General features: G+C 70.5%; 20 protein-coding genes. 15 read left to right on the top strand and 5 right to left on the bottom strand.

Annotated elements, in window-relative coordinates; all coding sequences use genetic code 11:
- The first annotated feature begins 171 nt into the window (after window positions 1-171).
- On the top strand, window positions 172-1,338 hold the full coding sequence (locus ASG59_RS10775) for a YncE family protein (RefSeq protein ID WP_056408804.1): 1,167 nt from the start codon (window positions 172-174) through the stop codon (window positions 1,336-1,338).
- 123 nt (window positions 1,339-1,461) lie between these two features.
- Here the strand turns inward: ASG59_RS10775 and ASG59_RS10780 are convergent, their stop codons facing one another.
- Complete coding sequence (locus tag ASG59_RS10780; protein ID WP_056408806.1) at window positions 1,462-2,856, bottom strand: PLP-dependent aminotransferase family protein; 1,395 nt, start codon at window positions 2,854-2,856, stop codon at window positions 1,462-1,464.
- A gap of 115 nt (window positions 2,857-2,971) precedes the next feature.
- On the opposite strand from ASG59_RS10780, the gene ASG59_RS10785 reads away from it, so the two are divergent.
- From ASG59_RS10785 to ASG59_RS10805, 7 genes are all read left to right on the top strand, one after another.
- Window positions 2,972-3,259: a DUF1127 domain-containing protein gene (locus ASG59_RS10785; protein ID WP_056280798.1), complete on the top strand. Its 288-nt coding sequence runs from the start codon at window positions 2,972-2,974 to the stop codon at window positions 3,257-3,259.
- Between the two features lie 162 nt (window positions 3,260-3,421).
- Entirely contained in the window at window positions 3,422-3,751 is a 330-nt protein-coding gene (locus ASG59_RS20500) for a hypothetical protein (RefSeq protein ID WP_156387511.1), read from the top strand.
- A 179-nt stretch (window positions 3,752-3,930) separates the two neighbouring features.
- Window positions 3,931-4,119: a hypothetical protein gene (locus ASG59_RS10790; protein WP_056408807.1), complete on the top strand. Its 189-nt coding sequence runs from the start codon at window positions 3,931-3,933 to the stop codon at window positions 4,117-4,119.
- Window positions 4,120-4,123: 4 nt separating this feature from the next.
- Complete coding sequence (locus ASG59_RS20505) at window positions 4,124-4,270, top strand: hypothetical protein (RefSeq protein WP_156399207.1); 147 nt, start codon at window positions 4,124-4,126, stop codon at window positions 4,268-4,270.
- A gap of 183 nt (window positions 4,271-4,453) precedes the next feature.
- Complete coding sequence (locus ASG59_RS10795) at window positions 4,454-6,355, top strand: monovalent cation:proton antiporter-2 (CPA2) family protein (RefSeq protein WP_056408809.1); 1,902 nt, start codon at window positions 4,454-4,456, stop codon at window positions 6,353-6,355.
- The gene (locus ASG59_RS10800; RefSeq protein ID WP_055879897.1) at window positions 6,348-7,781 is read left to right on the top strand and encodes an MATE family efflux transporter; all 1,434 of its coding nucleotides are present in this window, start codon (window positions 6,348-6,350) and stop codon (window positions 7,779-7,781) included. The genes ASG59_RS10795 and ASG59_RS10800 overlap by 8 nt, the downstream gene beginning before the upstream one ends.
- A gap of 145 nt (window positions 7,782-7,926) precedes the next feature.
- Entirely contained in the window at window positions 7,927-8,658 is a 732-nt protein-coding gene (locus tag ASG59_RS10805; RefSeq protein ID WP_056408811.1) for a DUF937 domain-containing protein, read from the top strand.
- Window positions 8,659-8,723: 65 nt separating this feature from the next.
- On the opposite strand, the gene ASG59_RS10810 is transcribed toward ASG59_RS10805, so the two are convergent.
- The 3 genes from ASG59_RS10810 to ASG59_RS10820 all read right to left on the bottom strand — a co-directional run bounded on the left by ASG59_RS10810 (window position 8,724) and on the right by ASG59_RS10820 (window position 10,351).
- Entirely contained in the window at window positions 8,724-8,906 is a 183-nt protein-coding gene (locus ASG59_RS10810; protein ID WP_244472234.1) for a Flp family type IVb pilin, read from the bottom strand.
- 162 nt (window positions 8,907-9,068) lie between these two features.
- Window positions 9,069-9,359: a DUF3072 domain-containing protein gene (locus ASG59_RS10815; RefSeq protein WP_056408813.1), complete on the bottom strand. Its 291-nt coding sequence runs from the start codon at window positions 9,357-9,359 to the stop codon at window positions 9,069-9,071.
- A 104-nt stretch (window positions 9,360-9,463) separates the two neighbouring features.
- Window positions 9,464-10,351: a branched-chain amino acid aminotransferase gene (locus ASG59_RS10820; RefSeq protein WP_056408815.1), complete on the bottom strand. Its 888-nt coding sequence runs from the start codon at window positions 10,349-10,351 to the stop codon at window positions 9,464-9,466.
- A 307-nt stretch (window positions 10,352-10,658) separates the two neighbouring features.
- Here ASG59_RS10820 and ASG59_RS10825 point away from each other — a divergent pair, with 307 nt between their 5' ends.
- The 7 genes from ASG59_RS10825 (at window position 10,659) to ASG59_RS10855 (ending at window position 17,792) form a co-directional block, all read left to right on the top strand.
- On the top strand, window positions 10,659-11,264 hold the full coding sequence (locus ASG59_RS10825; protein WP_082528726.1) for a MarR family transcriptional regulator: 606 nt from the start codon (window positions 10,659-10,661) through the stop codon (window positions 11,262-11,264).
- Window positions 11,264-11,986 (top strand): response regulator, encoded by a 723-nt coding sequence (locus ASG59_RS10830; RefSeq protein ID WP_056280807.1) that lies wholly within the window; start codon window positions 11,264-11,266, stop codon window positions 11,984-11,986. Before ASG59_RS10825 ends, ASG59_RS10830 begins: the two co-directional genes overlap by 1 nt.
- Window positions 11,987-11,999: 13 nt before the next feature.
- Window positions 12,000-13,397 carry an ATP-binding protein gene (locus ASG59_RS10835; protein ID WP_056280809.1) on the top strand — a complete coding sequence of 466 codons (1,398 nt, stop codon included), beginning with the start codon at window positions 12,000-12,002 and terminating at the stop codon, window positions 13,395-13,397.
- 243 nt (window positions 13,398-13,640) lie between these two features.
- Window positions 13,641-13,832, top strand: a complete 192-nt coding sequence (locus tag ASG59_RS10840) for a hypothetical protein (RefSeq protein ID WP_055879917.1) — start codon at window positions 13,641-13,643, stop codon at window positions 13,830-13,832.
- Between the two features lie 121 nt (window positions 13,833-13,953).
- The gene (locus ASG59_RS10845; RefSeq protein WP_055879920.1) at window positions 13,954-16,032 is read left to right on the top strand and encodes an ATP-binding protein; all 2,079 of its coding nucleotides are present in this window, start codon (window positions 13,954-13,956) and stop codon (window positions 16,030-16,032) included.
- A 168-nt stretch (window positions 16,033-16,200) separates the two neighbouring features.
- A complete protein-coding gene (locus ASG59_RS10850) occupies window positions 16,201-16,704 on the top strand; it encodes an HAD domain-containing protein (protein WP_156399208.1) in 504 nt (167 codons plus the stop codon).
- A 278-nt stretch (window positions 16,705-16,982) separates the two neighbouring features.
- Window positions 16,983-17,792 (top strand): hypothetical protein, encoded by an 810-nt coding sequence (locus ASG59_RS10855; RefSeq protein WP_156399209.1) that lies wholly within the window; start codon window positions 16,983-16,985, stop codon window positions 17,790-17,792.
- A gap of 29 nt (window positions 17,793-17,821) precedes the next feature.
- Here ASG59_RS10855 and ASG59_RS10860 read toward each other — a convergent pair whose 3' ends face one another.
- Window positions 17,822-18,490 carry a hypothetical protein gene (locus ASG59_RS10860; RefSeq protein ID WP_056408821.1) on the bottom strand — a complete coding sequence of 223 codons (669 nt, stop codon included), beginning with the start codon at window positions 18,488-18,490 and terminating at the stop codon, window positions 17,822-17,824.
- Window positions 18,491-18,503: the final 13 nt, after the last annotated feature.

Consider the following 18,503-nt stretch of genomic DNA (forward strand, 5'->3'; position numbering starts at 1 on the left):
GACCGATCCGAGGGAGGTCTTGGCGCGCACGTGTCATCTCCGTGAATAATCCCTCATCGTAGATCGCGGGCTCGTTAACAAATCCTGAACCCCCTCCCGGATTGGCCCCTGCCGCCGGGCGTCCTACCTGTCGTGCCGAGGCCGCTCACGGCCGGGGTCGGGAGTATCGGGATGCGCGTCATCGGGGTCTGTCTGGCCGGCCTGGTAGCGGCGATGCCCGTGGCGGCCGCGGAACCGCCGCAGGCCCTCTTGGCGGGCCTCGACGGCAAGACCTTCTTCACGCCCGAGGGCGGTCGCAACGGCCCGAACGGCCAGGATGCGCTCGCCGTCGTCGACGTCTCGGACGAGGCCAACCCGCGCCTGTCCCACGTCATGCCCCTCGACAACTCGGTCTACGGGCCGCCCACCAACCTGCAGATCACCCCCGACGGGCGCCTCGGGCTGGTGGCGAGCTCCGTCCTGATGCGGCGGGAGGGCGAGGCCTGGTACGCCGAGGCCGACGACCGTCTCCACGTCGTCGACCTCGCCGCGACGCCGCCGCGCCTCGTCGAGACGATCAGGGTGGGGCGCCAGCCCTCGGGGCTCGCCATCGCCCGCACCGGCACCCTGGCGCTGGTGGCCAACCGCGAGGGCCGCAGCGTCACGGCGCTGTCGATCTCGGGCACGAGCGTGCGGGTGGTCGCCACCGTGGACGTCGAGGGCGAGGCCGCCGCGGTGGCGATCGCCCCGGACGGACGACGCGCCTACGTCGCCAAGAACAAGGCCGGCACGATCGGCGTGCTCGCCCTCGACGGCCCGCGCGTCACCTACGAGGCCGGCCTCGACATGCCGGTGGGGGCCAACACCTACGGCCTCGATGTCAGCCCCGACGGCCGCCTCGTCCTGGCCGGCAACACCGGGACGGAGCCGAGCGACGGCCATGCCGACACGGTCAGCGTCATCCGGGCCGACGCCGCCCGGCCGGTGGTGCGCGACCACATCGGCATCGGCGACACGCCCGAGGCCCTGGCGATCGCGCCGGACGGGCGCCGTGCGGCGGTGGCGGTGGTGCGCGGCGCGGCCGCCCCGCACGCCAGCCCCGCCTTCACGGCCACGGGCGCGGTGGCGCTCCTCGGCATCGGCGAGGATGGAGCGGTGCGACGCCTCGGCGAGGCCCCGGCCGGCGCCGTGACCCAGGGCATCGCGTTCTCGCCCTCGGGGGCCTTCGTCTACGTCGGCAACTATGTCGACCGCACGCTGGGGGTCTACCGGATCGAGGGGGACACCATCGTCGAGACCGGCGTCAGGCTGGCGCTGCCGGGACAGCCGGCCTCCCTCCGGGGCCGGGCGGCGCGCTGAAGGAGGCGATCGTCCGCCTCATACTATTTCCAGGTGATCACTTCGTGATGCGGACATGGGCTTCGCTCAGCCGCCGCGCTGGCTTGGTGATACGGCCCCCGCTTGATTCAAGCGGAAACCGAATCACCCGGCCATCGCATCCTGCAGCACCGTGAAGATGCGCGGGTCGGCGCAATGGGAGACGTTGAAGCGCAGGAAGCGCCCCCCCAGCGGCGACAGGCTGAAGGCGGCGCCCGGTGCCAGCACCACGCCGCGGGCGAGCGCCCGGCGGGCGACGTCGCCGGAATCGATCCCCTCCGGCAGCCGCGTCCACAGGAACAGGCCGCCCGAGGGCTGTGTCCACAGGGTCAGGCCGCAGGCCTCCAGCCGCCGGGCGGCCCGCCCCATCTCGCGGGCAAGCTTGTCGCGCACGTCGGCGACGTGGTGGCGGTAGCTGCCGTCGGTGACGAGGCGGTGCATGAGGTCGGCCGAGAGGTGGCCGTTGCCCAGACTCATCGCGAGCTTGAGGTCGATCAGCGGCTCGATCCAGTCCGGCCGCAGGGCAATGTAGCCGCAGCGGATCGAGGCCGAGAGGGTCTTTGAGAAGCTGCCGACCTGGATCACCCGCTTCAGCCCGTCGAAGCCGGCCAGGCGCGGCGAGGGGTCGGCTTCGAGGTCGCCGAAGATGTCGTCCTCGATGATGAGGGTGTCGTGCGCCTCCGCCAGCCGCAGGATGCGGTGCGCCACCGCCGGGCTGAGGCTCGCCCCGGTCGGGTTCTGGAGGGCGGAATTGGTGAGGTAGAACCGCGGGCGATGGGTGGAGAACAGCGTCTCCAGCGCCGCCACGTCCGGCCCCGCCGGGGTGTAGGGCACGCCCACCACCGCGACCCGGTGGGCGCGCAGGAGCGCATGGAAATTGAAGTAGCAGGGGTCGTCCACCACCACGGTGTCGCCGGGCTCGATCAGGAACCGGCACAGCAGGTCCACGGCCTGCGTCGCGGAGTCGACGAGCAGGATCTGGTCGGCCTGTGCCTCGACGCCGCGCTCGGCCAGACGCCGGGCGATCTGGGCACGCAGGGGCGCCAGCCCCATCGGCTGGTCGTAGCAGACGAGCGGACGGTCCGGCCCCCGCGCCAGCTGGCGCAGGCCCCGCCGGATCGCCTCCGTCGGCATCCACGACGACGGCAGCCAGCCCGAGCCGGGCTTGAGCAGGTCCGGCCCCGCCTGCATCGACTGCCGGGTGATCCACAGGGGGTCGACCGCCCGGTCGAGCTGCGGCCCCACCGTCTTGAGGCAGAGCGGCCGGGTCTTGCCGGCGACGTAGAAGCCCGAGCCGCGCCGGGCCACGATGACGCCCTCGGCCCCGAGCCGATCGTAGGCCTCGACCACGGTGGATTTCGACACGCCCATGGTCTCGGCGAACGCCCGCACCGAGGGCAGGCGCGCGCCCGGCGCCAGGTGCCGGCCGGCGATGCGCTCGGTGATGGCGGCGGTGACGAGACCGACGCGGGTGGGTTCGGGAGCGGGCTGCGGCTTCATCTGTACTGCCGTTTCGACCGGACAATTCGTCGAAATCGTACTGGACCGTTCCTGTCGCCGCCAGCCCCGCCGGTCCATTCTCCCCTCATCGCAACGCCGATCAGGAGTGCCCGCCATGACGAGGACCCTACCCACCACCCTGGACAGCCCGCGCGGCCCCTCCGCCCTCGCGGCCGCCCGCCACCTCGCGACCCGCGCCGTCGCCCACATCGCCCGGACCCTCTCGCGCCAGGCCATGAACCGACGGGTGCTGCGCCAGCTCTCGGCGATGTCCGAGCGCGAACTGAAGGACATCGGCCTGGTCAGGCAGGACGTCGCGGACGCGTCCTGCGGCGAGGGCGACGCCTCGGTGCTGCTGGTGGCGCGCCGCGACGAACGCCGGTCGGTGCGACGTGCGCGGTGACGAAGCGACTGGCTTTGGACAGGCCTGACACCCTAGGATGCAGGACCGGCGCGGCGGCTACCGAGAGGCCGCATGTAATGGCTCCTGCAAGCCAAGCCTTTAGCAACCAATGAGGACGGATCGATGGGACACGTTCGGTCCAGACTTAATGATCGCGAGGTCGTGGCATCAGGCTCGATCATCGGTCGTCGCGGCGACCTCATATCAATCTATCCATTTGTTGAAATTCCTTCCTACTCGATTGTCTTTAGTCACAGAATTGTCAATGATGGAAAAACCAATTCAACCAGCGTCAACCTAATCGGCGATGACACCGTATTGATAGATCTAGAAATCATCTGGCAATCCGTCAATGCCATCACTGTAGTTGATACGCTATTTGCGACCGATGATAAGAGTTTATATTTTCTGAGTTATTATATCAATGTTGTTGGCCAGCCCGATAATTATACATTTGTTTTCAACTATACGATATTATCTAGATCGGCTTGATACCAATGCCGCCCATGCACGAATCGACCCTTCGCTTGGTAACGAAGGATGGCGGGCTAGTCTCTACGATACCTCCGGCATCTTCAGAGTTGAAGGGAGGTGCAGGTGAGCCGCCCCAAAACCCTCCCTCCGGCGACTCGTCGGAACGCAAGCTGGCCGCGAAGGGCCACAATGAAGGGGTGAAGCTGTTCGCCAGCGGTGTGAACACACTGGCAGCGGCGGTCCTGACGACGGCGATCGTCGTACCCCTCATCAAGGATCCGATGACGTTCGTCATCGAGTACCACCCGATTTGGTACATCGTCGGGATAGGCCTACATATTTCAGGACAGGTCGCGCTACGTTTCGGGCTGCGAAGTGAGGAGTGAGGCCATGACGGGCGAACTGGTATTCCTGGCCGTCCTGGTGACCGGCGGCGGCCTTCTGTATGTCTATCTTTCAGGCAAGACCTTCGATCGGAAGTATCCGCGCCGGAACGAGGGCACCGCGCCTGCGGAACGGCAGACGTCCGGCCATTAGCATTCAAGTCGCGCTCGGTCTTCGGCCCATGGTTTTTGACCGGAACCGAGCGATGCGGTCGGTGCGACGTGCGCGGTGACACGCGCCGGCCCTCCCGGCGGCGATCGCGCCGGATGACGGGCGTGGCGGGGCGGTCCGGCCTGCGCTAAGGAGAGCCCGCCCTCCCCTCACCCCGGATACGCGATGGCTGGCGCCGCCGATCATGCGAGCTTCCTGCCGCCGGTCCTGACCTTCCTGTCGGCGGCGGTGATCGGCGTGCCGATCTTCCGCGCCGTGGGGCAGAGCGCGGTGCTCGGCTACCTCGTGGCCGGGGTGGTGATCGGCCCGGCCGGGCTGTCGCTCATCGCCGAACCGGAGACCGCGGCCAGCGTCGCCGAGATCGGGGTGGTGCTGCTCCTGTTCATCGTCGGGCTCGAACTCGAGATCTCGCGGCTCGTCTCGATGCGGCGCGACATCTTCGGACTGGGCGCGGCGCAGCTGGTGCTGTGCGCGCTGGCGCTCGGGCTGATCGGCGTGGCGATGGGGCTCGCCCCGGCCGCCGCCCTCATCGTCGGCATCGCCCTGGCCCTGTCGGCGACGGCGGTGGCGCTGCAGCTCCTCGAGGAACGCGGCGACCTCGGCACCCCCTACGGCGGGCGCGCCTTCGCGGTTCTCCTGTTCCAGGACATCTCGGTGGTGGCGATTCTGGCGGTGATGCCGCTGATGGCCTCGACCGGGGGCGGCACCGATCCGGGCTGGCTCGGCGAAGCCCTGGTCTCCTTCGCCAAGGTCGGCGGCGCCATCGGTGCGGTGGTGCTGGTGGGGCGCTACGGCCTCAACCCGTTCTTCGGCCTGCTGGCGGCCAGCGGCGCGCGCGAGGTGATGACGGCCTCCGCCCTGCTGGTGGTGCTGGGCACCGCGCTCCTCATGGAGAAGGTCGGGCTCTCGATGGCCATGGGCGCCTTCCTCGCGGGCGTGCTGCTGGCCGAATCGAACTTTCGCCACCAGCTCGAGGCCGACATCGAGCCCTTCCGCGGCATGCTGCTCGGCCTGTTCTTCATGAGCGTCGGCATGTCGATCGACGGCGGCCTCCTCAAGACCGCCTGGGCGCCGCTGTTCGGCGCCACCGTCCTGGCGATCCTGGTCAAGATCGGGATCGTGGCCGGGCTGTTCCGCCTGTTCGGCTCGTCCTGGCTCGATTCGGTGCGCGGCGCCGCGATCCTGGCCCCGGCCGGCGAGTTCGCCTTCGTGGTGCTTCCCGTGGGCGGCGGGCTCGGCCTCATCGACGGCCAGGCGACCCGCTTTGCCGTGGCCCTGGCGGCGCTGACCATGCTCGTCGGCCCGGTCGCGGCCAAGGCCCTCGACGCCGCACTGGCGCGGCGCCCGAGCGAACCCGAGCCGGTGCCCGACACGGTGGAATCCGCCGAGGCGCGGGTGCTGGTGATCGGGTTCGGCCGGTTCGGCCAGATCCTGACCCAGGTGCTGCTGGCCGAGGGCATCAGCGTCACGGTCATCGACAAGGACGTCGACCAGATCCGCAGCGCCTCGCGCTTCGGCTTCCGGATCTACTACGGCGACGGGACGCGCCTCGACGTGCTGCGCGCGGCCGGCATCGGCAAGGCCGAGCTCGTCTGCATCTGCGTCGACGACCCGCAGGCGACCCTCAAGATCGTCGACATCGTGCACGAGGAATTCACGGCGGTGCGGACCTATGTGAGGGCCTATGACCGCACCCAATCGATCGCCCTCATGAACCGCGACGTGGACTTCCACCTGCGCGAGACGGTGGAATCGGCCCTCAGTTTCGGCCGCTCCACCCTCGAAGGGCTCGGGCTCTCGGCCGAGGCCGCCGCCGCCGTGGCCACCGACGTGAGGAAGCGCGACATCGCCCGCCTCGTCCTGCAGCAGGCCGGGGCGCTCCCCGACGCGAGCTGGATGCGCGGCACCTCCGAGGTCAAGCCCGAGCCGCTGACCGCGCCGCGCCGGCCCTCGCGGGCGCTCAACGCCGAGACCCGCGGCATCATCGCCTCGCAGCGCCAGGAGGCGGCGACCCGCACCCTGGACACCGAGGGCGCCCTCAAGGCGGACGGCGCACAGGATGCGTGAGCCCCGCGCCGCGGCCACCGGAACCACCGCCAACGATCCCGGCCGCTTCCTCAGCGGCTCGATCCTGCGCCACGTGGTGGTGATGAGCGCCACCGGCTCGATCGGGCTGATGGCGATCTTCGTGGTCGACCTCCTGTCGCTCCTCTACGTCTCGCAGCTCGGCGACCCGAAGCTGACGGCGGCGGTGGGGTTCGCCACCATCGTCCAGTTCTTCGGCATCGCCATCACCATCGGTCTGATGATCGCGGCGGGAGCCCTGGTCTCGCGGGCGATCGGGCGGGGCGACGGCGCCCGGGCCCGGCGCTTGGCCGCCTCCGCCACCATCCACGGCATCCTCGCCGCCGCCCTCTTCGTGGCGGTGACGCTGCCGCTGATGCGCCCGGCCCTGACCTTCATCGGTGCGGATGCCGACACCCTGCCGGTCGCCGAGCGCTTCCTCTGGATCGTCCTGCCCTCCACGCTCCTGATGGCGCCGGGGATGATGTTCTCCGGCCTTCTGCGGGCGGTGGGGGCGGCGCGCCAGGCCATGTACGTGACGCTCGGCGGCGGCATCGTCACGGCGATCGTCGACCCGATCCTGATCTTCGGCTGCGGCCTCGGGGTCGACGGGGCGGCCATCGCCACCTGCATCGCCCGCGCGACCTTCGCGCTGATCGGGTTCTGGGGGGTGCGCCGCAACGACCTCGTCGCCCGCCCGACCCTGGCCGACGTGGTCGCCGACGCGCCCGAGATGATGCGCATCGCCCTGCCGGCGGTGCTCGCCAACCTCGCGCCCTCGGTGGCCAGCGCCTTCATCGCCCATGCGGTGGCGCAGTTCGGCGCCCTGGCGGTGGCCGGCAACGTGGTGGTCGACCGCCTGACGCCGGTGGCCTTCGGCGGCCTGTTCGCGATGTCGGGGTCGGTGGGGCCGATCCTCGGACAGAACTGGGGCGCGGGCCGGTTCGACCGCATGCGCGAGGTGCTGGCCAGCGGCGCCCTCGTCACGGCGGTCTACACCGGGGTGGTCTGGGCCCTGCTCGTGGTGCTGCGCGAGCCCCTGCGCGCCCTGTTCGAACTCCAGGGGGTGGCGGCCGAGCTGTTCTTGTTCTTCTGCCTCGTCAGCGGCCCGGTCTGGTTCTTCGTCGGGCTCCTGTTCCTATCGAACGCCGCCTTCAACAACCTCGGCTTCCCGTTCCTCTCCACCGCCCTCAACTGGGGCCGCTCGACCCTGGGGACGATGCCGCCCGCACTTCTCGGCGGCGCCATGTACGGGCCGGCGGGGGTGATCGCCGGGGTCGGCATCGGCTCGGTCGCCTTCGGCATCGCGGCCGTCGCGCTGGCGTGGCGCACCATCGGAACGCTCCAGGCGCGGGCCCGCGCCGCCGTACCGCCGCCGGAGCCGCCCGCGTGCGAACCGGTTCGGGTGGAGGAGATGGTGCGCGGGTGACCGCCGGGCCGGCGATTCTCCGCGCCCTTGGGACCCGCCGGCGCCGAAGGCTGGTATAACGGGGCGCAATGAGACAGACTTCGCCTGCCGCGCCGAGGGGCGGGCCCTTGGCCCGTCGCCGAGGAATCGCCAAGGGCCGTGCGTCATGTTCAACCTGTTCGACATCCTCCAGGCACAGGGCGGCCCCGGCCTGCAAGGATTCGGCAACCAATACGGACTGTCGCCCGACCAGACCCGCAAGGCCATGGAAGCCTTGCTGCCGGCCTTCAGCCTCGGCCTCCAGCGCAACGCCGCCGACCCGACCGGCCTCAGCCAGCTGTTCGGCCTCGTTGGAACCGGCGGCCCCGGCCGCGCGCCCCCGCCCTCGCAGGCCGACCTCCTCGTCCAGCAGATCTTCGGGTCGTCGCACCTGAGCCAGGCGGTGGTCCAGCAGGCGGCCATGGCGAGCGGGGTCGCCTCGCCGGTCCTGCGCCAGATGATGCCGATGGTGGCGGGCATGGTGGTGGCCGGCATCGTCCACCTGATGCTCAACCAGCCGCAAGCGACACCCGCCCCGCCGCCGCCCACTCCGCTGCCCAACGGCTTCTCGCCCGGCGCCTATTGGTCCGAGATGATGAAGGTCTGGAGCAGCGCGATGGCCCCGCCCGCCGCCGTGGAGGCCAAGCCCCGCCGTGCCGGGGCGGCGGCCCTGCCACCGCCCGCGTCCAGGGCGGAGACGAAACCCAACGCGGCCGGGAATCCTTCGGCGGTCGCGGGCGAGCCCTACGCGATCCTGCAGCAGATGTTCGATGCCGGCGTCGAGGCCCAGCAGGAGAACGTCAAGGCGATGCAGTCGCTGTTCGACTCGTTCTGGAAGAGCCCTCGCACGAAGGCCTGACGCGAGACGTCACGGATTCCTGGGCGAGAATCCGAGCTTCGCCGGGATACCGGACCGGCGGCCGGCTATTTGTTGATCATGGCCGTTTCGATCTTCCCGTACATCCCACCCATGTTGCTGGCGTAGCTGTTGATGCCGCCGACCACGGCGAGGAAGATCAGGCCGGCGATCAGCGCATATTCGATCGCCGTGGCGCCACCCTGGGCGGCGCGAAAGCCCCGGGCGGCGCGGAGGATGGTCCGTTTCACGGGAAACACTCCAGGCCGCCCGGCTCCCGGGCGAGTCTCGGCCACAGGCGAAGTCATCGTCTCAGTTTCCCGTGGCGGAGTCAGTGCGTCGTGACCCCTCCTATCACGCCAGGTGTTTCGCTTCGCTTAAGCCATTCCGCGAAACGCAACCTGGAATACCGCTCAGCCTCGTCCGGCTTCCTGGCGCAGGGCGTCGATCCGCTTGGAGGCCTCGGCCTTGTCGAGATCGGGCTCGAACGCCGCAGGCTCGCCGACCTCCTCGGTGAGGGTCTTGAGGTAGGAGGCCTGCGCGCCGGTCATCGGCTCGGAGCCGGTGGTCCACTGGTCGGGGTCCTTGATCCGGTTCGAGGCGTCGCCGCCCTCGGTCTTGGGGTTCGACTGCTTGGGGTCAGCTCGCTCGGAATCCGCCTGCCGGGCGTCGTCCTGCTGGGCGGAGGGCTTCGACTTCGTCATGGCACGCTCACCTTCGTTCATGGAATGTTCTCACCCCAACGTCGGTCGGCGGCGCGGGTTCCGAGGAGGGTGGCCGGACGGCGGGGCGTCCGGCCACGGGCGCCTCAGGCCGCCTCGGCCTTGGGCTGAACCTCGGCGGTGTAATCGTCCATCAGGGTCTTGGTCAGGGTCGCGGGCGTGAACCGGTAGGGGCCGATCTCGGCCACCGGCGTCACCTCGGCGGCCGAGCCGGTGATGAAGCATTCGGAGAAGCCCGCCATCTCCTCGGGACGGATGCGCCGCTCCACCACCTCGACGCCGCGGCGGCGGGCGAGTTCGATCACCGTCTGCCGGGTGATGCCGTTGAGGAACCGGTCGGCGAGCGGCGTGTGGATCACCCCGTCGGCCACGAAGAACACGTTGGCGCCAGTGCATTCGGCGACGTTGTCCTCCCAGTCGAGCATCAGCGCGTCGGCGTAGCCCTTGTTCTCGGCCCGGTGCTTGGAGATCGTGCAGATCATGTAGAGGCCCGCCGCCTTGGAGGCGGAAGGGGCGGTGCGCGGGTCGGGCCGGCGGTAGTCGGCGAGATCCAGGCGGATGCCCTTCATCTTGGTCTGCGGATCGAAGTAGCTCGGCCATTCCCAGGCGGCGATGGCGAGGTGGATGGTGTTGGCCTGGGCCGCCACCCCCATCATCTCCGAGCCGCGCCAGGCGACGGGGCGCAGGTAGGCGTCCGACAGGCCGCTGGTGCGCAGCACCAGCTCCTTGGCCGCCACGATCTCGGCGACGGTGTGGGGGATCTTGAAGTCGAGGAGTTCGGCCGAACGGATCAGGCGGGCGGCATGCGCCTCGCTCTTGAAGATCGCGCCGCCGTAGGCCCGCTCGCCCTCGAACACCGACGAGCCGTAGTGCAGCCCGTGGCTGAGCACGTGGATCTTGGCCTCCCGCCACGGCACCAGCACGCCGTCGAACCAGATGGTGCCCTCACGCTGGTCGAACGGGATCATGGACATGGCGACGGGTTCCTCGGCAGGGAGAGTTCGGCGCGGCGAGCGCGATCGATGCGCCGGGCCATCCGGGAGATCGGCGGATGCAGGGGCCACGGCGCCGTCCACGACGGGCGATCCGGCAGGCCCCGCACGGTGAAGGGCCGGCACGCCGGAGACGTCAACAGCCGAAGGCCGAACTCACGCCGCAGGCTCGTGACGGCCCGGGGCCGGACGGGTTGACGGGTAGCAATGGGGCTGAGATATGTCAACAAGACTGACATAAATCGCCGAGGCCGGCCTCGCCTGTCTGAACCCGCACATCCGACATCGGATGTCCGAATGCCTGGAGGGTGCCCCGAACGTGGAACGGCACGCGACGCCAGAGACCGCCGATGCCGCGAGCCCGGCGGAGGACCCGGGGCCGGCGGGCCGGACCGCGCCCGGCGGCAGCGACGACCTGATCGAACTCCTGTTCTTCGCCTATCGCGATTTCGTCGGTGACCCGGACCGCATCCTGGCGCAGTATGGCTTCGGCCGCGCCCACCACCGGGTCCTGCATTTCGTCGACCGCTATCCGGGTCTCACCATCGCCGAACTCCTTGATATCCTGCGCATCACCAAGCAGAGCCTCAACCGGGTGCTGAAGGACTTGATCGGACAGGACTACATCACGCAGAAGACCGGCGCCCACGACAGGCGCCAGCGGCTGCTGTACTGCACCCCCGCCGGGACGGCGCTGGCCGGGGACCTCACCCGGGTCCAGGCGCGGCGGCTGGCCCGCGCCCTGTCCGACCCCGTGGCGGGGGCCGGGACCGACCGGTCGCGGGGGAGCGCGGCCCACGGCGCCGCCGAGGGGTTCCTGCTGGCGATGATCGACCCCGAGGAACGCGCCGCCGTGCGCCGGCTCATGGCCCGGCGCGTGGGAGCCTTCGCCTGATGGGTCACCCCGGCCTCAAGGCCCGCGCCGACCTGCCCGATCACGCCGCCCACATCCTGGTGGTCGACGACGACCGCCGCGTGCGCGAACTGCTCACCCGCTTCCTGTTCGAGCAGGGTTTCCGGGTCACCGCCGCCGAGACCGTGGCGGACGCCCGCGCCAAGTCGCAGAGCCTCGTCTTCGACGCCCTCGTCCTCGACGTGATGATGCCCGGCGAGACCGGATTCGACTACGCCCGCCAGGTCCGCGAGACCTCGCAGGTGCCGATCCTGATGCTCACCGCCCGCTCCAACCCCAACGACCGGGTGATGGGACTGGAGATCGGCGCCGACGACTACCTGCCCAAGCCCTTCGAGCCGCGCGAGCTGATCCTGCGGCTCAACAACATCCTGCGCCGCGGCGCCAAGGCCGCCCCGGTGCGCGAGGGCGCCGAGGCCGTCACCTTCGGGCCGTTCTCCTACCGCATCGACCGGGGCGAGCTGCGCCGGGCCGACGAGGCCGTACGCATCACCGAGCGCGAGCGCGAGATCCTCACCGTGCTGGCGCTGGCGGCCGGCGCCAACGTCGAGCGCGAGGCCCTGGCCGGCGGCGGCGGGCTGGCGGCCGAGCGCAGCATCGACGTGCAGATCAACCGCCTGCGCCGCAAGACCGAGGTCGATCCGGCCAATCCCGTGTTCCTCCAGACGGTGCGCGGCGTCGGCTACCGCCTCGCCGTCGACTAGGGGCGCGGGGGCGATGGCCGGGGGCCTGAGGGGCCTTGGGCAGGGCGCGAGCCGGGCCTGGGCGGCGCTGCCGCGGCCGGCCCGCGTGTGGCGGCTGACCTCGCGGGCGATCGGCGACGCCTTGCCCAAGGGGCTCTACGCCCGCTCGCTCATCATCATCATCGCGCCCGTGGTGCTGCTCCAGTCGGTGATCGCCTACACCTTCATGGAGCGGCACTGGCAGCTCGTGACCCGCCGGCTCTCGGCCGCCGTGACCGCGGACGTGGCCGCCCTCATCGACATCTACGAGAGCTACCCCCAGGACAAGGACACCGAGACCCTCTCGCGCATCGCCGCCACCCGGCTCAACCTCGACCTCGACATCCTGAAGGGCGCCAAGCTGCCGGCGCCGGGGCCGCGCCCGTTCTTCTCGATCCTCGACGAGGCCCTGTCGGAGGAGATCAACCGCCAGATCAAGCGGCCCTACTGGATCGACACGGTGGGCCGGTCGAGCCTCATCGAGATCCGGGTGGCGATCGCCGACGGGGTCATGCGCGTCACCGCCCGGCGCAGCATGGCCTACGCCTCGAACTCGCACATCTTCCTGCTGTGGATGACCGGTTCGTCGATGGTCCTGCTCGGGGTCGCGATCCTGTTCCTGCGCAACCAGATCAAGCCGATCCTGCGGCTGGCCGCCGTGGCCGAGAGCTTCGGCAAGGGCCGCGAGATCGAGTTCCGGCCCCGCGGCGCCCGCGAGGTCCGCGCCGCCGGCCATGCCTTCATCGAGATGAAGCGGCGCATCGAGCGGGCGATGGACCAGCGCACGACCATGCTCAACGGGGTGAGCCACGACCTGCGCACCATCATCACCCGCTTCAAGCTCTCGCTGGCCCTCGTCGAGCAGAACGCCGACGTGGAGGACCTGAGCCGCGACGTCGACGAGATGAGCCGCATGCTCGAGGCCTACCTCGCCTTCGCGCGCGGCGATTCCGGCGAGCTCGCCGTGCCCACCGACCTACGCGCCCTGCTCGAGGACCTGCGCTCGGACATCGAGCGCCTCGGCGCCCACGTCGAGGCGGTGGACATCGACGGGCCGATGAGCGTGACCCTGCGGCCGGACGCGATCCGGCGCTGCCTGTTCAACCTCGCGGCCAACGCCGCGCGCTACGGCGACACCGTCGCCATCGTGGCGCGGCGCGACCTGCGCAACGTGCTCGTCTCCATCGACGACGACGGGCCGGGCATTCCGGCCGAGCAGCGCGAGGAGGTGTTCAAGCCGTTCGTGCGCCTCGACGACGCCCGGCAGGACGCCGGCGGCTCGGGCCTCGGCCTCTCCATCGCCCGCGACATCGCCAGGGCGCACGGAGGCGACGTCACCCTCCACGACGGCCCGCTCGGGGGGCTGCGCGCCACGGTACGGCTGCCGGCGTGACGCGTTGCCGGTGGCTCCGGTCCTCGGCCGAGGACGGCGGCGTTCGAGCCGACCGCCGCGAACATCCGTCGCCCGGAGCGGCTGCGGCTCCGGCGCCGCGAAAACTTCGCGCCGGGGTGTCCCCAGCCGGGCCGGGGGGTGCTACAAGCGGCCGACAGGAGGGTCCGCGACCATCGGCGGGCCCGTCAGACGCGAGCGCGCATTCCCATGACCCCGCCCACGAACTCGCCCACGAATTCGCCCATGAACCCGCTGGTCCCCATCTTCATCCTGCTGTCGCTGCCGATCGCCGCCATCGGCCTCGTGCTCTACACCGACGCGGGCATCGAGCCGACCCTGTTCTACGCCAGCGTGAAGACCTTCGTGGTCCTCTTCGTCATCGGCGGCCTGCTTTCCTACGGCGCCAGCCGCCTCTCGGGCGGCTCCGAGGGCTGAGGCCCGCCCTCGCAACCGGGAGGCCCGACACCCGTCGACCCCGGGGGCGGGCCACCGCACACGGAGCCGGGAGGCCGGCGCCCGTCGGGACAGGCCACCGCTCCGAAAGGCCGAACCCACGTTGACCGCCCCTCCCCGTGCGCCCGACTTCCGCCTCGCCCTCTACGAGCTGAGCGACAGCCTGGGCGACCTCGACGACACGGCGGCGATCTCCTACGCCGCCGGCGCGGTCCTGGGGCGCTGGCTGTCGGTGAGCCGGGCCGGTTACGGCACCATCGACCGGGTCGACGAGACCATCACGATCGAGCGCGACTGGAATGCGCCCGGGATCGTGACGATCGCGGGGACGCTGCACTTTCGCGACTACGGCTCGTACATCGACGACCTCAAGCGCGGCGAGACCGTGGTCTGTGCCGACGCCTTCGGCGACCCTCGCACCCGCGACCGCGCCGACGCGCTGGCCGGGATCAGCGCCCGGTCCTTCATCAACATGCCGGTGACCGAGGGCGGCGGCTTCGTGGCGCTGCTCTACGTCAACCACGAGAACGCCCGCGACTGGAGCGCGGACGAGCTCGATTTCATGCGCGAGGTCGCCGCGCGGACCCGCACCGCCATCGAGCGCCGCCGCGCCGAGCGCGAGCTACGCGCCCTGGCCGCCTCCCTGGAGAGCCAGGTCGCCGAGCGCACGGCCGAGCGCGACAGGGTCTGGCGCAACTCCCGCGACCTCCTGGTCGTCATCGGGGCGGACGGGGTCTTCCGCGCGGTCAACCCGGCCTGGACCGCGATCCTCGGCCACGCGGCCGAGGAGGTGGTGGGGCATAGCTTCCTCCAGTTCATCTGGCCCGAGGACGCCGCCCTCACCCTCGACGGGCTGGTGACCGCCGTGGGCCGCAGCGACCTCACCAGCTTCGAGAACCGTTACCGCCACAAGGACGGCACCCCGCGCTGGATCTCCTGGCACACCTCCACCGAGGGCGATGTCGTCTACGCCTACGGCCGCCACGTCACCGCCGAGAAGGAGCAGGCCCAGACCCTGCGCCTGACCCAGGAGGCCCTGCGCCAGGCGCAGAAGATGGAGGCGGTGGGCCAGCTCACCGGTGGCCTCGCCCACGACTTCAACAACCTGCTCGCGGGCATCACCGGCAGCCTCGAACTGGTGGAAAAGCGCCTCGGCCAGGGCCGGCTCGACGCGATTCCCCGCTACATCGACGCCGCGCAGGGGGCGGCCAAGCGGGCCGCGGCCCTGACCCAGCGCCTGCTCGCCTTCTCGCGCCGGCAGACCCTCGACCCGAAGGTGATCAACCTCAACCGCCTGGTGGCGGACATGGAGGACCTCGTCCGCCGCACGGTCGGGCCCCAGGTCACCCTGGAGGTGGTGGGCGCGGGCGGCCTCTGGCTCGTGATGGTCGATCCCAACCAGTTCGAGAACGCGCTGCTCAACCTGTGCATCAACGCCCGCGACGCCATGCCCGGCGGCGGGCGACTGACGGTGGAGACCGCCAACAAGTGGCTCGACGACCGCGCCGCGGCCGAGCGCGAGCTGCCCCCCGGGCAATACGTCTCGCTGTGCGTCACCGACACCGGCACCGGCATGACCCGCGACGTGATCGAGCGGGCCTTCGACCCGTTCTTCACGACCAAGCCCCTGGGCCAGGGCACCGGGCTCGGCCTCTCGATGATCTACGGTTTCGTCCGCCAGTCGGGCGGGCAGGTCCGGATCTATTCGGAGGTGGGCGACGGGACGACGATGTGCCTCTACCTGCCGCGCCACCTCGGCGAGGGCGAGGACACCCCGAGCAGCCCCGGATCGGGGACCGACGGCCTCGTCGGCCACGGCGAGGTGGTGCTGGTGGTGGACGACGACCCCACCGTGCGCATGCTGGTGGTCGACGTGCTGATGGACGGCGGCTACGCGGTGATGGAGGCGGCCGACGGCCCCGCCGGCCTGCGCCTGCTCCAGGGCGAGGCCCGCATCGACCTCCTGATCACCGACGTCGGCCTGCCCGGCGGCCTCAACGGGCGCCAGGTCGCCGACGCCGCCCGCGCCCTGCGCCCGGGGCTGAAGGTGCTGTTCATCACCGGCTACGCCGACAACGCCGTGGTCGGCAACGGCCACCTCGACCCCGGCATGCAGGTGGTGACCAAACCCTTCACCATCGACGCCCTGCGCGACAAGATCCGGGAGATGATCGAGGAGTAGGGGCGCGGGTGCGGACGGCGGCCCCCGGCCTCGGGCAGGTTCGCGCGGGCGCCCGCCATCGCGGCAGCGGCCGGGGCGGGACGGCAATCGACGCTGGACGGCAGCGGGGTTGCGCGCTAGCCGTGCGCCGGCGGATGCAGGGTCGCTTCGCGGGACGGGATGGGTTCCTTGAGCGAACGGAGCGGGACGGAATCCGCCACGGTCTACCTCGACGTGGACGGCGTGGTGACGACGGCCGGCTATCAACGGCAGGCCGGCAAGGACAACCTCGATCCGGCCCAGGTCGCCCTCGTCGCCGCCCTGGTGCGGGAGTTCGACGCCAGGGTGGTCGTTTCGTCGACGTGGCGCGTGGCCGATTGCCGCCCGACGCTGGTCGAAGCCGGCCTGCCGGCGGACTGCTTTCACCCCGACTGGCGGACGGCCATCCTGCCGGCGAGCCGGGACGCCCGGACCGGCGACATGCTCCCGGCCGAGCGGGCCGGGCGCGGCGACGAAATCGCCGACCACGTGACCCGGAACCGCATTACGCATTATCTCGTCCTCGACGACGTCGAGGTCGGGCCCCTCCATGCGGGCCGGCACGTCCGGCCCGATGCGGAGTTCGGGCTGTCCGATGCGGATGATGTCCTGGCCCGTCGCATCCTGAGCGAAAGGCCGCGCCGCGACGGCTGATGCGGTTTCCCGCTTGCATCAAGCGTGGACCGTATCACCGAGCCCGCGCGGCGCTCGAGCGAAGCCCATGTCCGCATCACGACGTGATCAACCCGAAATGGGATGATGCGTCGAATCGGCTCATGCGGATCATCCGCCGCTTTACGGTTTCGCAGCCATTGAACTTTTCCCGGCTACGGGTCATTCCATGACAGTGGAATGACGAATTCGTCGTGCCGCTCCCGACATCGACAGGGTCGCTTTTCGACCCGCGCCGGACCCGCCCGTCCGGCACCTCCATGCGCCGCCCCCGTGCGGCTCGTGCGGGCGCGTCGCGTCGGATCGTCGACCGGCAGGAAGGAGTGGTTGCGATGTTCGGACTCAGAGATCGGATCGATCCGTCGCGCCCTTCGCTTGCCGCCCTCGGCATCGTCGAACGGTCGGCCGCCAGGGGCCATGGCGCCCTCGTCGCCACCGGCTGGGCCGAGATCGGGTTCGGGTACCACGGCACCGTCCACGCGCATCCGGACCATCCGGACGTGGTCGTGCGCTTCGCCCGCAAGGCCGATGGGTTCGGCGACTACGCCGCCCTCCTTCGCAGGGGCTTTGCGGGGTCCGACGGGCCGCACGCTCCGCGCGTGCACGATCTGCACGTCAGCCGCTGCGGCGCCTTGATGACCGTCGGCTCGCGCCTGACCAATCCGCCGGCGCAGGTCTGGTGGCTGGCCTACGCCCACGCCGTCATCGCGGACCACCCCGGCGTCGCGATGGACGAAGGTGTGCGCGAGCGCTTCAAGGTGGAATGGCCCGCGCACGAACCCCGGATCGATCACGCGAGCTTCGATGGGATTCGGGAAACCTTCCGGGACGCATGGCCCGGATACGAAGCCTTTGTCGCCACCCTGCGGGCGGCGTCGCCCCGTGGCCTCGACCCGAACGTCGGGAACGTCCTCGTCGGATGCGACGGCAGTCCCGTGGTCAACGATCCGCTCTGCGACGACGGGTTCGGCCTGTGGCGCTCGCCCGTTTCGCGCCTGCTGACACGGTACGCGGAGGCCGTGCGTCGTCTGGCGACAGAAGCACTGGGTCGGGCACCCGCCACCGCCTAGTCACGCAGCCGGTCGAGGCGTTCCCCCTTTCAGGGCGACGACAAACCCGCCCCGACGACCTTGGCGATCCGCTCGGAACGACCGAGCCATTCGTCCCTCGTATCCGGGACGCCGTTGTCCCGCGGCAGGCACTTTGCCGGCGAGGTCTCCGTCGTCCAGCAATCCGTCCAGATGCCGCCCCGGCGGATCAACAGGTGCCGCCCGTCCGCAGTGACGACGAGGCGGGGATCGTGGGTGAAGGAGTGGTCCTCCGAATAGGTGATGTCGCTGACAGCATTCTGGAACGGTTGCCAGCGCCAGCCGCGCGGCGTCTCCCACAAACCGAAGATCGTGTCCGTCATTCCCGGTTCCAGGGTCATCATGACCACCCGTCCATCCGGAAGAACGACGCGGTCGATTTCAAAACGCACCGTGGCCACTTGCAGGAAGCCGCCGACCAGCACGATGACCGGAACCGCGACCGCGAGGTCCGCCAGCGGGCTGAGCCGGCGCCATCCCCGAACGCCGGCTGCCGCGACGACCTGGGACAGCAGCAGCAGGACGAGGCCCACGTCCGGAACGTGATGCACCCAGGACGGCAGGATGACCTCGCCGGTGCCCCAAGGCCACACGATGCCGACGAGGAGCCCGAGATAGAGCGCGATCAGCAGGCCACCGCTGAGCAGTGAGAGGCGACGGAGCCGGGCGAGACGCAGCATGACCGCCCTCCAG

Source organism: Methylobacterium sp. Leaf466, assembly GCF_001425565.1.
Lineage (GTDB): Bacteria > Pseudomonadota > Alphaproteobacteria > Rhizobiales > Beijerinckiaceae > Methylobacterium.

Coding starts and splice junctions, on each gene's coding strand:
- ASG59_RS10825 (WP_082528726.1), top strand. CDS start 10,659: ATGTCCGAATGCCTGGAGGGTGCCCCGAACGTGGAACGGCACGCGACG.
- ASG59_RS10775 (WP_056408804.1), top strand. CDS start 172: ATGCGCGTCATCGGGGTCTGTCTGGCCGGCCTGGTAGCGGCGATGCCC.
- ASG59_RS10815 (WP_056408813.1), bottom strand. CDS start 9,359: ATGACGAAGTCGAAGCCCTCCGCCCAGCAGGACGACGCCCGGCAGGCG.
- ASG59_RS10785 (WP_056280798.1), top strand. CDS start 2,972: ATGACGAGGACCCTACCCACCACCCTGGACAGCCCGCGCGGCCCCTCC.
- ASG59_RS10820 (WP_056408815.1), bottom strand. CDS start 10,351: ATGTCCATGATCCCGTTCGACCAGCGTGAGGGCACCATCTGGTTCGAC.
- ASG59_RS10780 (WP_056408806.1), bottom strand. CDS start 2,856: ATGAAGCCGCAGCCCGCTCCCGAACCCACCCGCGTCGGTCTCGTCACC.
- ASG59_RS10860 (WP_056408821.1), bottom strand. CDS start 18,490: ATGCTGCGTCTCGCCCGGCTCCGTCGCCTCTCACTGCTCAGCGGTGGC.
- ASG59_RS10830 (WP_056280807.1), top strand. CDS start 11,264: ATGGGTCACCCCGGCCTCAAGGCCCGCGCCGACCTGCCCGATCACGCC.
- ASG59_RS10840 (WP_055879917.1), top strand. CDS start 13,641: ATGAACCCGCTGGTCCCCATCTTCATCCTGCTGTCGCTGCCGATCGCC.
- ASG59_RS10835 (WP_056280809.1), top strand. CDS start 12,000: ATGGCCGGGGGCCTGAGGGGCCTTGGGCAGGGCGCGAGCCGGGCCTGG.
- ASG59_RS10800 (WP_055879897.1), top strand. CDS start 6,348: ATGCGTGAGCCCCGCGCCGCGGCCACCGGAACCACCGCCAACGATCCC.
- ASG59_RS10855 (WP_156399209.1), top strand. CDS start 16,983: ATGCGCCGCCCCCGTGCGGCTCGTGCGGGCGCGTCGCGTCGGATCGTC.
- ASG59_RS10795 (WP_056408809.1), top strand. CDS start 4,454: ATGGCTGGCGCCGCCGATCATGCGAGCTTCCTGCCGCCGGTCCTGACC.
- ASG59_RS20505 (WP_156399207.1), top strand. CDS start 4,124: ATGACGGGCGAACTGGTATTCCTGGCCGTCCTGGTGACCGGCGGCGGC.
- ASG59_RS10805 (WP_056408811.1), top strand. CDS start 7,927: ATGTTCAACCTGTTCGACATCCTCCAGGCACAGGGCGGCCCCGGCCTG.